Source organism: Desulfofalx alkaliphila DSM 12257 (assembly GCF_000711975.1).
GTDB classification, from domain to species: Bacteria; Bacillota; Desulfotomaculia; order Desulfotomaculales; family Desulfohalotomaculaceae; genus Desulfofalx; species Desulfofalx alkaliphila.
Genome location: NZ_JONT01000001.1, coordinates 20,785 through 33,911 on the forward strand (window position 1 = coordinate 20,785; position 13,127 = coordinate 33,911).

At 49.0% G+C, this 13,127-nt stretch carries 13 protein-coding genes; 10 read left to right on the top strand and 3 right to left on the bottom strand.

The annotated features are described in order from the left end of the window. Positions 1–117: 117 nt before the first annotated feature. Entirely contained in the window at positions 118–1,335 is a 1,218-nt protein-coding gene (locus BR02_RS0100080) for a LysM peptidoglycan-binding domain-containing protein (protein WP_031513025.1), read from the bottom strand. A 210-nt stretch (positions 1,336–1,545) separates the two neighbouring features. Here BR02_RS0100080 and BR02_RS0100085 point away from each other — a divergent pair, with 210 nt between their 5' ends. The 3 genes from BR02_RS0100085 (at position 1,546) to BR02_RS0100095 (ending at position 3,231) form a co-directional block, all read left to right on the top strand. After that, positions 1,546–1,938 carry a hypothetical protein gene (locus BR02_RS0100085; protein ID WP_031513027.1) on the top strand — a complete coding sequence of 131 codons (393 nt, stop codon included), beginning with the start codon at positions 1,546–1,548 and terminating at the stop codon, positions 1,936–1,938. Between the two features lie 33 nt (positions 1,939–1,971). Beyond that, on the top strand, positions 1,972–2,172 hold the full coding sequence (locus BR02_RS0100090) for a hypothetical protein (protein WP_031513029.1): 201 nt from the start codon (positions 1,972–1,974) through the stop codon (positions 2,170–2,172). Between the two features lie 153 nt (positions 2,173–2,325). Beyond that, positions 2,326–3,231: a hypothetical protein gene (locus BR02_RS0100095; protein WP_031513031.1), complete on the top strand. Its 906-nt coding sequence runs from the start codon at positions 2,326–2,328 to the stop codon at positions 3,229–3,231. 9 nt (positions 3,232–3,240) lie between these two features. On the opposite strand, the gene BR02_RS0100100 is transcribed toward BR02_RS0100095, so the two are convergent. Continuing rightward, the gene (locus BR02_RS0100100) at positions 3,241–4,191 is read right to left on the bottom strand and encodes a L,D-transpeptidase family protein (RefSeq protein ID WP_031513033.1); all 951 of its coding nucleotides are present in this window, start codon (positions 4,189–4,191) and stop codon (positions 3,241–3,243) included. A 130-nt stretch (positions 4,192–4,321) separates the two neighbouring features. On the opposite strand from BR02_RS0100100, the gene BR02_RS0100105 reads away from it, so the two are divergent. Beyond that, the gene (locus tag BR02_RS0100105) at positions 4,322–4,924 is read left to right on the top strand and encodes a GerMN domain-containing protein (protein WP_051688030.1); all 603 of its coding nucleotides are present in this window, start codon (positions 4,322–4,324) and stop codon (positions 4,922–4,924) included. Between the two features lie 77 nt (positions 4,925–5,001). Here BR02_RS0100105 and BR02_RS0100110 read toward each other — a convergent pair whose 3' ends face one another. Then, positions 5,002–5,199 (bottom strand): cold shock domain-containing protein, encoded by a 198-nt coding sequence (locus tag BR02_RS0100110; protein ID WP_031513037.1) that lies wholly within the window; start codon positions 5,197–5,199, stop codon positions 5,002–5,004. Positions 5,200–5,497: 298 nt separating this feature from the next. Between BR02_RS0100110 and BR02_RS14605 the strand changes: the two genes are divergently transcribed. The 6 genes from BR02_RS14605 (at position 5,498) to BR02_RS0100140 (ending at position 13,127) form a co-directional block, all read left to right on the top strand. Continuing rightward, positions 5,498–7,327 (top strand): N-acetylmuramoyl-L-alanine amidase, encoded by a 1,830-nt coding sequence (locus BR02_RS14605; RefSeq protein WP_051688031.1) that lies wholly within the window; start codon positions 5,498–5,500, stop codon positions 7,325–7,327. Positions 7,328–7,530: 203 nt separating this feature from the next. Beyond that, on the top strand, positions 7,531–7,950 hold the full coding sequence (gene glmS, locus BR02_RS0100120; protein ID WP_031513041.1) for a methylaspartate mutase subunit S: 420 nt from the start codon (positions 7,531–7,533) through the stop codon (positions 7,948–7,950). Between the two features lie 13 nt (positions 7,951–7,963). Continuing rightward, positions 7,964–9,358: a methylaspartate mutase accessory protein GlmL gene (glmL, locus tag BR02_RS0100125; protein WP_031513043.1), complete on the top strand. Its 1,395-nt coding sequence runs from the start codon at positions 7,964–7,966 to the stop codon at positions 9,356–9,358. Positions 9,359–9,372: 14 nt separating this feature from the next. Next, the gene (locus BR02_RS0100130; RefSeq protein ID WP_031513045.1) at positions 9,373–10,824 is read left to right on the top strand and encodes a methylaspartate mutase subunit E; all 1,452 of its coding nucleotides are present in this window, start codon (positions 9,373–9,375) and stop codon (positions 10,822–10,824) included. A gap of 75 nt (positions 10,825–10,899) precedes the next feature. Further along, complete coding sequence (locus BR02_RS0100135; RefSeq protein ID WP_031513047.1) at positions 10,900–12,144, top strand: methylaspartate ammonia-lyase; 1,245 nt, start codon at positions 10,900–10,902, stop codon at positions 12,142–12,144. Positions 12,145–12,149: 5 nt separating this feature from the next. Continuing rightward, entirely contained in the window at positions 12,150–13,127 is a 978-nt protein-coding gene (locus BR02_RS0100140; RefSeq protein WP_031513049.1) for a 2-hydroxyacyl-CoA dehydratase family protein, read from the top strand.

Consider the following 13,127-nt stretch of genomic DNA (forward strand, 5'->3'; position numbering starts at 1 on the left):
TCCTCAAAACAAATAAAAAATCCTCCCATAAAAGATAATAATAGCAGAAAAGGAAAAGACGCGGCAAAAATACCGCGTCTTTAATTCAATATTCAAAATTTAAATTAACTTTTTGCCCTACTGCCCCGCAGCCCTTAATACCGATTGCCGGTGGGACGGGTCCACCTGATTGGTGTTGTGGGTGCGGCTGTTTAAGAAGTGCAGGCAAAACATGCCGTTAAAATTGTTATTGGGTACGGTGTCAAAACCGTGGGGCATACCGTTCATTGAGGCTGCAATTTCCCGCCCTTCAAACATCAGAATAACCGGTCTGGTGGCCCAGCTCCACTGGCCGCCGTATATTTCTTTCATTATGGCGGTATCCTGGGCGGTGAGCGGCTCTAAGTCGGCATGGTTGCCGCCGCCGATGCGAGTTACCTTAAAGGTGCGTCCGCTTTGTAAGTCATTAAGGGTACCGGTGCTGTCATGGTTAAATAACCAGTTGGCGTATTCCCAATCCAACAACTCTCCGTACCCGGCTTTTTTAGGCCCCTTGGGAGCCGCAATGCCGTATACCGGTTCACTTGAGTTAATGGGCACAAATAAGGGCTGGCCCGGTGTAATAAAATCTTTTTTCATCTTATTGGTTTTTAATACCGCATCCACGGTGGAACCGTATTTACGGGCAATGGAATAAAGGTTATCGCCGGACTGTACCCGGTAGAGGGCCACCCCTGCAGGAATATCCCAACCTTCAGATTGTGGCGGTGGATTTGAAGAGCCCCGGGACGGGACTTTCAATTGCTGACCCACGTATATTGTTGTATCGGATAGCCCGTTAATATTTATCAACAGGTCCACCGTGGTATTGAAACGCTGGGCAATGAAAAACAAACTGTCTCCGGCAACGACGGTATAATTTTGTAACTGGCTTTCATCGGGTTTGGGCTGCACCGGCCCTTTACTTGGGATAAGCAACTCTTGCCCCACCCAAATTTCGTCCCCGGTGAGATTGTTGGCAGTCTTTAGCTCATTAATGGTGGTGCCAAAATCCCTGGCAATGAAGAACAAACTGTCCCCCGGCTTAACGGTGTACACCTGGCCCTTGGGCTCTGTTTCCCCTGATCCGGGGATAAGCAATTGTTGGCCTACCCAAATTTCATCGCCCATTAAATTGTTTTCTTTCTTTAATTGGTTGACAGAGGTATGATGTCTTTGGGCAATTAACCAAAGGCTGTCCCCCGCTTGTACGGTATAATACTGGGAACCGGCCTCTGCCCTTGGCCCGGCAAAAAACAATAAACCCACAAAAAGTAACGAAAAGAGAGAAATTTTAATAAACCCACCTTGTTGCAAAATACCTAACCTCCTCAACTTTATCTCAGATGTAATGAAGGGCTTTTAGCTACTAATCACCTCACTTTACTTGTTATGCCAATTATACTATGTCAATGTCGAAAAAGGTAGAATTAAACAATGCTTGGAAAAAATTACATAACAAAATGTATATTATTTGTCATATGATGGGTAATACTAAGTATTAATATTTTCGGGAGGTAAAAAGCAATGCAAATGCAGCCCGGTGAACGTTCCATATTAGCTTATTTTTCATCCACAGATGATGCCCGGCAGGCGGTGGATGCCTTAAAGGATATGGGCATTACAGAGGTGCAAATTGACAGGATTTCCCGCTACGGGGCAGCCCTAGACACAGACTCGGTAAATCCGCTGTCCGGGGAATTAAGCCAAACGGATTTAACCCTGTTTGCCGGTGATTCAGACGCCTATCACAGTGATAGTTCCAGAGTAATGATGGCTGCCGACCCTTCGGTAAGCGGTTTTGGTGACACCGATTACGGTGTGGCCGGCGGTAGAAGTTTTTTGGTGACAGCGGTCACCGATGAAGAGCACTTGGACCGGGCCATAGAGATAATTAAGCAAAAGGGAGGCCTGGTATAAATAAAATGAGGGGGGATAGCTGCGGCAAGCAAAATGGCAAACAAGAATTTAAATAACTTCGCTGAATTTGCCAAGGAGATAGGTCAACGGGAAGAGGGGACCATAATACAGCCTGAGCTGGGCAAGGTGTTAAAGTCCGACTATGTAAACGGTTTCGATGAAGCACTGGACTTAATGGAAAAGGCTGAACGGTCCTTTTATAGAAAAGGCAAGTACAAGTGGAAGAAACGTTAGAGACGCTTTGGCGTCTTTTTTTTACATCTGTCAAAACTACCCTTATAACAAAATTTTCTACATACCAAAGGAGGGTTTATCCCTTCATGTTGTGTTTTCGGCAATAGATGGTTAAAATAGTATCAATTAGTAAAAATGTTGGGGGCTTTGGTGTTGAAAAAAGTGGTCAGCGTAAGTTTAGGTTCATCTAAACGCAATCACACCGCCACGGTGGAATTAATGGGTGAAAAATTTGAATTAAGCCGTGTGGGAACAGACGGCGATTTTAAAAAAGCCGTACAAATATTGCAGCGGCTGGACGGCAATGTTGATGCCATAGGTTTGGGCGGTATTGATATCTATCTCTTTGCCGGGAAAAGGCGTTATGCCATCCCCGACGGCCTAAAGTTAATGCAAACAGTAAAGAAAACTCCGGTGGTGGACGGCAGTGGTTTAAAAAACACCCTGGAAAGGGAAACCACCAACTATCTAATTAAAGAGGGCCACCTAAAACCCGGTACCAAGGTGCTAATGGTCAGCGCCGTGGATCGCTTTGGCATGGCAGAGGCATTGGTGGAAAACGGCTGCCAGACCACCTTTGGCGACCTTATTTTTTCTATTGGCATACCCTGTGCTATTGGCTCGCTAAAAAAATTAGAAAGGGTGGCAAATCTTCTTTTACCGCTGGTTATAAAATTGCCCTTTGATTTTCTGTATCCAACGGGGAAAAAGCAGGATGAAAAAACCAAAGGGGTGTCTAAATATGCAAAATATTACCACCGGGCGGAGGTAATTGCCGGAGACTTTCACTTTATAAAGAAATACCTTCCTCCAAAACTTAGCGGGCAAATGATTATTACCAACACCACCACCAAGGAAGACTTAGACTTATTGGCTGAACGCGGTGCATCAATGCTGGTTACCACCACCCCTGAGTTTAACGGCAGAAGTTTTGGCACCAACGTTGTGGAAGCAATGCTGGTAGCTATGCTCGGTAAAAAATGGGAAGATATTACCCCGGAGGAGTATACCCAGCTGTTAAGGAAGCTTGATTTTAAACCGCGCATCGTTAAATTTTAATTCCTTGTTTTACAATTTCATTGCCTTGTACATCTCATAATCCACCTGATTGTCCCTGGGCAGGTTGTGGTCGGCACGAAAGTCCAGCACTGCCTGCTCCATACCCCCGCCAAAAATTCCGTCCACCTCTTGCTGATAATAGCCATGCCTTTTTAAATAATCCTGAACCACAACCACATCAGATCCCCGTTCTCCTCTGCATAGGGTGCGGTGGGTATGGCCGGGTACGCCAAAGGGGTTGCCCACGATATAAACCGGTGTATTTGGCTCCACCCAGGGATATAATTGTTCCACCTTGTGGTTGTGCATTCTGATGCAGCCATGGCTTGCGTAGCTGCCGATGGAGCCGGGCTTGTTGGTGCCGTGAATGCCGTATACCCCCCAGTTTACGTTCAACCCTATCCAGCGGGTACCAAATCCTGTCCCCCAGTTCTTGGCCTTCCGGGTTACATGCCAGGTACCCACCGGACTGGGGGTTTTTGGCTTACCTGCGGCCACATGAAATTGATGGTATGGTTCACCGTCTTCCATCACTGTGAGGGTACGGTTGACCACATCCACAACAATGGCAAGGTCTCCTTTAGGGGGAGGAATATTTTCGGTTGAAACCGGCCGCTCCAGGTGTTCGGCTAATTTATTCCAGGTGTCTGCATCTACGACACCGGTGGGTTCTAAGTTTTTAGCCCGTTGAAAATCTTCCACAACCTGGGCTGTTTTGGGCCCATATACCCCGTCAATTATCCCTTGGTAATAACCCAACTCAAACAATTCCAGCTGCAGTATTGAGACCTCCGGGCCCGTCATATATGGCTGCTGCAGCATCAATGCCTGGTTTTGCTGGCAGTCTAACCAGCAGTGGTGGTAGTTTTCCGCCTGTGACGCCTTTGGGCTGCACAGGGCTGTGGCAGAAACTGTTATCACAAAGGTGATTATTGCAAATATATTTAGTAGCGGTCTCATTGTTAAACATCCCTCCAATATCATAAATTATTGCTTACTGTGCCCCGGATTATTCATTAACAATAAATGGTAATAATTAAAGAATTGGGTGCATAGAATATATTGGTAATCTTATTTAGGGGGGATGATTATGAAGAAAAAAATACTTTGGCGGTGTTTAACAATCTTGGCACTGCTGATGTTAGCGGTTTGCTTGACAGCCTGCGGAAGCAAAGGTGGGGAGGAGGGGGAAACAGCAATAACAATCACTCCCACCGATGAACCGCTTATGGAGGAGCCCACAGCTGACAGCGTAACGGTGCTTTCAGACATGGTAGACAAGGTTAATGTGGTGCTCTTCTTTGCCAACGATCAAGGGTATTTGGTGCCTCAAAACAGAGACGTGCCAAAGGTTGATGGACTGGCCCGGGTGACAATGCAGGAACTGGCCAAGGGGCCCGAGGCAAATTCCGGTTTGCTGCCCACCCTGCCTCCCGGTACCCAGCTAAGGGACATAAATATCAGGGACGGCTTATGTACGGTGGACTTCACCGGAGAGCTCAAGGAAAACCACCCCGGCGGTTCCAGCAGTGAAATGCTTACCGTTTACTCAATAGTAAACACCTTAACCCAGTTTGCCTCGGTGGACAGGGTGGAGATTTTGGTTAACGGTCAGCGCATAGAGTCATTGGGGGGTCACCTGAATTTAATGGAGACCCTGGAGCGGGATGAGTATATTATTAGCAGCCAGTAAACTTAAGTGCCTTGCCTCCCGCCTTTTTTGGCACAAAAAAAGTGCAACTCGCCTTTAGGAGTTGCACTTTTTGTTTTTTACAAAGGTACTACGTTAGCAGCCTGTGGGCCACGGGTGCCTTCCACCACGTCAAAGGTTACCTCTTGTCCTTCTTCTAAGGTTTTAAAGCCCTCGGTTTGAATGGCAGAGAAGTGCACAAAAACATCTTCACCTTCTCCGGTTTCAATAAAACCAAAACCCTTTTCAGCATTAAACCATTTTACTTTACCTTGCATCTTTTATCGGCCTCCTAAAATATTATTTGTACAAAAAGCGGAATAACATATAAACCTTCGTGTACCTATTTTAAAGAGGCCTAACGAATTGTTTCAGTTGTTCACACCTTTTCTGCTCCTGTAGAGTACCATAAATTTAATCTAATAGCAAGTATTTAAGGATAATAGATAAAAATAAGATTTTTTTACCTTATCCCCGGGGGCAATATTTGCTGTTATTGCTTAATAATGGAACGAATTGTAGAATTTTCTCGTCTATATATATGGTATCTTATAAATTATAACGGGGTTGGTGGTTATGTATAAAAAACTATTGACAAAACTGTTTAAGTCTTCGATCATTGCGGCCTTAGGAGCCCTTTGTGTTTTGGGGCCTGCCGATATTTCCCCGGTGCAGCTTACAAATGCGGTGGCCTTGGCCAATACAGGCCAAACGGCGGTGATTACCGGAACGTCTGTAAACCTGAGATCGGGGCCGGGCACCGGCCATTCTACCCTGGGCCAGGTGACCCAGGGAGACCGGCTGCCGGTGTTGGGCAAGGAAGGAGATTGGCTGCAGGTACAGAGCAAGGGTCAGTCGGCATGGATAGCCGGTTGGTTGGTGCGGCTGGAAGGCACGGCCACACCGGCAAACGGCACAGGTGCCACCGGTCAAGTGGCTGTGGTTACGGATGCCCTGGTTAATTTAAGGTCAGGCCCGGGGACAAGCCATGACATAGCGGGCCAGGTGGCACAGGGAGACCGGCTGCCGGTTTTGGGAAAAGAGGGCCATTGGCTGCAGGTGCAGGACAGCAAGGGTCAGCCGGCATGGATAGCAGGTTGGCTGGTACGGGTGGAAGGAAGATCCCAACCGGAGCAGGCACCGGCCCAGCAAGCCCCCTCCTCCGGCAAATATGTGGTCTTAACCGGTGACGGTGTAAATGTGCGCAGCGGCCCGGGCACCGGTCACAGTATAGTGGAGACGGTTAACAGGGGAGAAAGACTGAACCGGTTGGCAGAAGAAGGTCAATGGTACAAGGTGCAGTTGCCAAACGGCAAAGAGGGCTGGGTAGCTAACTGGTTGGCTAAAATAGATGATGCGGCACCCCCTGCCAATGGGCCCTCCGGCCCTATGGGTGAAAGCCTTGACTTGGCTTGGTTGCCAATCCCCGAAGATGATAAAGGGCCCGGCAAAGAAGAGGGCAGGAAAGATGACGGCCAAGCAAAGGACGGCGGTGGTGCCGGCTTAAAGGACATTGGAATAGAAAACAAAGGTGACACCACAACCGTTTCGCTCCAAGCCGATGCTAAGTTTGACTACAATGCCTTTTTGTTAACCAACCCCAGCCGATTGGTAATTAACCTTGAGGGTGTGGCCCTGGGGGATGTGCCGGAGTCAAAAAACATTCAGTCTTCAACGGTAAGCGGCTACCGAACGGGCCAATTTAGCACCGAGCCAATGGTTACCAGGGTGGTGCTTGAGCTTAAAGGCCCAACCCATTACCGCACCCGCTTATCCGATGACGGTAAAACTTTATTTGTAGACGCATACTTGGCTGCCCAGGGCGATTATGTGCAGGACAAGGTGATTTTTATTGACCCCGGCCATGGCGGAAATGACCCTGGGGCACCGGCCTATAGCCGTGCCCTTTGGGAGTCTGAAATTGTACTGGATATTTCTCAACGGCTGGCGGCACTGTTGAAAGAGCAGGGTGCAAGGGTGGAGATGAGTCGAAATTCTGATGTTACGGTGGACTTGCATGAGCGCCCCCGGATGGCCAACAGGGCCAATGCAGATATTTTTGTGAGCGTTCATACCAATGCTAACCTTAATTCTGCCGTTAGGGGTACAAGTACTTACTACTATGCCCCCGACAATGTGCCGGAGCTGAGGGAGCAGTTGAACGACCGGCTGCGGCTGGCCCGCAGTATTCAAACGGAAATGGTGCATGGGCTGAAACTGGATGACAAGGGGGTTATTCAAGCTAACTTTGCCGTTCTGCGGGGGTCCCATATGCCTTCGGTGTTGGTGGAAACGGCTTTCATCAGCAACCCCGAGGAAGAACGGCTGTTAAGGGACAGCAACTTCCGTCAGGAGGTTGCAGAGGCCATTGCCCGCGGTATTAATGCTTATTTTCAAGGTAAATAGCGGCCATTGGTTGCATTGTAAAATGTGAACTTGAAGATCTACTGTGAGGGCTCAATTTATTTGAGCCCTTTTAACATACTAATAGGTATAAATGTTAGGATAAAAAGAAGGAACATTTTGCAAGCTAGAGAAAAGTTATAGTATGCTTAATCCATTTAAAGTATCACACTAATCTTTTAGTTACTGCATAGAGGAGGGGTTTAATGGGTGACAAAAAAATTACCCTTGTGCTAGGTGTTATCGGTGCAGATGTGCATGCGGTTGGCAACCGAATACTGCACTATGCCCTCACGGAAGCCGGATTTAATGTGATAAATATTGGGGTAATGGCTTCCCAGGAAGAATTTATCAATGCGGCCATAGAAACCAATGCCGATTGCATTATGGTATCATCACTGTACGGCCACGGTGAAATTGACTGCCGGGGTTTGAGGGAGAAGACCATAGAGGCCGGTTTAACCAATATTAAATTGTATGTTGGCGGTAACTTGGTGGTAGGCAAACAGAACTGGGAGGAAGTGGAGAAAAAGTTTTTGGACATGGGTTTTGATAGGGTATATCCTCCGGGTACCATGCCCCAGGAAGCCATTGATGACCTAAAGGAAGACTTTGGGCTGAAATAGGGGTGTGGTCACTATGAAATCAAATTTAGCTTTGCTCATAGACTTTGGCAGTACTTACACTAAAGTAAGTGCAGTGGATTTAGCCAAAGAAACTGTGGCTGCCTGTGCCGAAGCCCCCACAACGGTTGATACTGACATCATGCATGGGTTAAATGCTGCACTGGAAGAAATATACTCACAATTGGGTACCAAAGAGGCGGAGTTTACATATAAACTGGCCTGCAGCAGTGCAGCAGGGGGTTTGCGCATTGTGGCCATAGGTTTAATTAGGGACCTGACGGTGGAAGCGGCAAAGCAGGCGGCCCTGGGGGCCGGTGCCCGGGTGCTGGGTGTTTATGCCCATGAATTAACAATTCAAGAAATAAATGAAATAGAAGGGGCCAAGCCGGAAATTGTGCTGCTGGCGGGCGGCACCGACGGGGGCAATAAGGAAGTTATCCTGCACAACGCCCGCATGCTGGCCGAAAGTTTGATATCGGCCACCATTATTGTGGCCGGTAACAAGGTGGTGGCCGACGACGCCAGGCAAATACTGGTTAAAGCCGGCAAGGAAGTTTTGGTGACAGAAAACGTGCTGCCTGAGCTGGACAAGCTTAACGTTATACCGGCCCGGAGGCTGATTCGCCAGGTCTTTTTAGATAAAATAGTGGTGGCAAAGGGTTTAAACCGGGCAGAAAGCTTTGTTGAAAGGATACTGATGCCCACGCCTGCGGCAGTTTTAAACGCCGCTCACCTATTGGCCAAGGGTACAAAAGGTGAGCAGGGTTTAGGTGATATTTTGCTGCTGGATATAGGTGGGGCCACCACCGATGTGCATTCCCTGGCCCAGGGCTTGCCCACCAAGTCGGGGATAAGTTTGCGAGGATTACCTCAGCCCTATGCCAAGCGCACGGTGGAAGGCGATTTAGGCATGCGGGTGAGTGCCGCTGCCCTTTATGAGACTGTACCGCCGGGTACATTGGAAGGGTACAGCGGTGCTTCCGCAGAGCGGGTACAAAGGTACATTGAAGATATAAGCAAAGACTACAGAAAAATACCTCAGGATGAAGAAGAGATGCGCATTGAAACGGCAATGGCGGTACAATGTGCACAAGTTGCGGCATCTCGCCATGCCGGGACTTTGGAAGTGGTTTGGACTCCCTTTGGTGCCAGTTACGTGCAGCACGGAAAGGACCTAACAGAGACCCCTTATCTCATTGGTACCGGCGGGGTAATAGTTAACCACCCGCAGCCAAAGGAAATTTTACAGGGGGCCATATTTAAGGATGACGATGTAACGGTGCTAAAGCCTAAGGATCCCACACTGTTACTGGATGAGAAATATATACTTGCTGCCATGGGGCTGTTGGCAGAGGTAGAACCGGAGTTGGCCCTGCGCATAATGAAAAACCACTTAATAACGCTTTAAGGGAGAGGATTATGGTGAAACTGGCCAATAAAAAGATGGAATGGGATGAGTTTCTGCAAATCCGCCGGCAGGTGTTGGAGACCTGGTCCACCGGGCAGCAGGTGGACCTTGAAGAGGGGGTTCAATACCAACAGCAAATTCCCCATAATCGGCGCTTTGCTGAGTTGATGAAAACAGCGGAGGCAGAGGGGCAAACCTTGGCCCAACCCCGGGCAGGGGTAGCCTTGGTGCAAGAACATATTGAATTATTACAGTACTTGGAAAAAGAGGGGGAGGCCGATTGTCTACCCACCACCATAGATAGTTACACCCGGCAGAATCGTTACAATGAAGCCCAGGCGGGCATCGATGAAAGCCGCATTCAAGGTCGTTCAATGCTCAATGGTTTTCCGGCAGTAAACCATGGGGTGGCCCAATGCCGGCGGGTGGTTGAATCACTGAAGGTGCCGGTACAGGTGCGCCATGGTACCCCTGACGCCCGGCTTTTGGCGGAGATTACGCTGGCCGGAGGATTCACCAGTTTTGAAGGGGGCGGTATCTCCTATAATATTCCTTATGCTAAGGATGTTACCCTGGAACGTTCCATCACCCATTGGCAGTACGTGGACCGCTTGATAGGTTATTACCAGGAACAGGGTGTAACAATAAATAGAGAACCCTTTGGGCCGCTCACCGGCACACTGGTTCCCCCCAGTATATCCCACAGCATTGGAATTATTGAGGCCCTATTGGCCGCTGAGCAGGGGGTAAAAAGCATAACCCTGGGTTACGGGCAGTGCGGTAACCTGGTGCAGGACGTGGCCGCCATTAGCACTTTGAAGGAATTGGCCCAAGAATACTTAGAAAAGTTTGGTTATCACGATGTTCACATATCCACCGTTTTCCACCAATGGATGGGGGGCTTCCCCCAGGATGAGAGCAGTGCCTTTGGGGTAATTGGCTGGGGTGCCGCCACTGCAGCACTTGCCAAGGCTACCAAGGTAATAGTAAAGACCCCCCACGAGGCCATGGGTGTTCCCACCAAGGAAGCTAACGCCGCCGGCATTAAAGCCACTAAACAAATACTAAACATGCTGCGGGATCAAAGTTTGCCCCAGTGCGAAGAACTGAAAGCGGAAAAGGATATTATTGTTAAAGAAGTGCGCTGCATAATGGATAAGGTGATAGAGTTCGGGGAAGATGATGTGGCTTTAGGTGCAGTGCGGTGTTTTCAGGCCGGTATTTTAGATGTACCCTTTGCCCCCAGCAGGCAAAATCTGGGCAGGTTATTACCGGCCCGGGACAGCAACGGGGCCGTTCGCTTGCTGGACTTTGGCAACCTGCCTTTTACCAGGGAAATTGCGGATTTTCACCGGCAAAAGATTGAGGAACGGGGCCGGATAGAGGGCAGGCAGCCCAGTTTCCAAATGGTGATAGACGACATCTACGCCATCGGTAAGGGCATGCTGGTGGGAAAACCGAAGTAGGAAAGTTTAGTTTTAAACCGGATGGGTGGACGGTGGAGTCCACCCATACATTACATAGAAACCAGGTGAATATAGATGAAAATTGTACAGGTGTTGGCTTCTCCGGGATTGACCGGATTTTACTTTGACGATCAAAGGGCAATAAAAAGAGGAGTTACCACAGATGGATTTGCCCTTGTTGGGGAGCCTCAAACGGCGGGCTTCAGTGCGGTGCGCCAGCGGGGAGAATCCATTTCCATTATGCTGCTCTTGGAAGACGGCAGTGTTGCCTACGGTGACTGTGCTGCGGTGCAGTACTCCGGTGCAGCCGGAAGAGACCCGCTGTTTTTGGCGAGGGACTTTATACCGGTGATAGAAGAGCAATTGGCGCCCCGGCTGGTGGGCAGGGATGTAAGAGAATTTAAAAGTCTGGCCGAAGAATTTGATCAGATGCGGCAGCCAGACGGAAGAAAATTTCACACTGCCATTCGCTACGGGTTAACCCAGGCCCTGCTGGATGCGGTGGCCAAAAACAAAAAAATTACCATGGCAGAGGTGGTGGCCCAGGAGTATAAGGCCCCCCTGTCTTCACAACCGATACCTATCTTTACCCAGACGGGGGACGATAGATATGATAATGCAGACAAGGCAATTATTAAAAGGGCAGACGTATTGCCCCACGGGCTTATTAATAATTTAGAAACAAAACTGGGCCGTGACGGCGGTAAACTGTTGGAATACGTAAGCTGGCTGAAGGGCCGGGTGCAAAGGCTGGGGGACGGCAATTATCGCCCGGTTATTCACATCGATGTTTACGGAACCATCGGTCAACTCTTTAATGACCGCATCGAGCCCATGGCCGATTATTTAGGGAAATTAGAGCAGGCAGCTGCCCCCTTTGAACTGCGCATTGAAGGCCCCATTGACGTCGGCAGTAAGGAAGGACAGATAGATGCGCTGGCCCGGCTGTGCCGAAGCTTAAAGGCCAAGGGCATTAAGGTGGCAGTGGTGGCAGACGAGTGGTGCAACACCCTGGATGACATCCGCCGGTTTGTGGATGCCGGAAGCGGAGACATGGTACAGATTAAAACACCTGACTTAGGGGGTATAAATAATACCATTGAGGCGGTACTCTATGCAAAGGAAAAGGGAGTGGGCGCCTACCAGGGAGGTACCTGCAACGAGACCGAGCGTTCAGCCCAGGTGTGTGTGCATGTGGCCATGGCCACCCGCCCCGAACAGATTTTAGCAAAACCGGGCATGTCGGTGGACGATGCAATGATGGTAGTTTATAACGAAATGAGCCGCCTGCAAGTACTGTTGCAGGCCAAAGGTGTGTAGCAGCCATGGAAAAAATCGGTTTAACAACCACCATACCGGTGGAGGTTATTTACGCCGCCGGCATGGTGCCGGTGGATTTAAACAATGTTTTTATCAATCACCACAACCCCCAGGGCTTGGTGGAAGAGGCAGAATTGGCCGGCTATCCCCGCAACATTTGCAGTTGGATCAAGGGGATGTATTCCACTGTGATGCAAAATGACGATATTGGCACCGTTATCGCGGTGACCCAGGGGGACTGCAGTAACACCCACGCCCTTATGGAAACGCTCTTGCTGGCCGGGGTACGGGTGATTCCTTTTGCCTTTCCCTTTGACAGGGACTATGATTTATTAAAATTACAGATAGAAAAACTGATGGAGGCCCTGGGGGTAAGCTGGCAGCAAGTAAAGGATGCTCAAAAGAGGCTGAATAAGGTGCGGCAGAGGGTATGGGAACTAGACCGGCTGACTTGGCAGCAGAATAAAATCAGCGGCTGGGATAACCATCTTTATCAGGTGAGCTGCAGTGACTTTAATGGGGATCCGGAGCTTTTTGGGCAGCAGTTGGATGAGTATTTGGCTAAGGTGCCGGATATGCCCGAAATTGAAACCCAAATAAGGATAGGCTACATGGGGGTGCCTCCAATTATGGATGACCTTTACCATTACTTAGAGGAGCGGGGTGCCCGGGTTGTTTATAATGAAACCCAGCGCCAGTTTACCATGCCCTTTAACACTGATGACTTGGTGGAGCAGTATCGCCTATATTCATACCCTTACGGTATATTTTACCGCTTAGAGGATGTGCAGCAGCAAATTAAACTGCGCCGGCTGGATGGCATAATTCATTACGCCCAGAGCTTTTGCTACCGGCAAATTGAGGATATGATAGTGCGCCAGCGCTTGGATGTGCCAATACTTACACTGGAAGGGGACAAACCCAACAAGTTAGATGCCCGTACCCGGATGAGATTAGATGCTTTTATAGAAATGTTGAGGTGA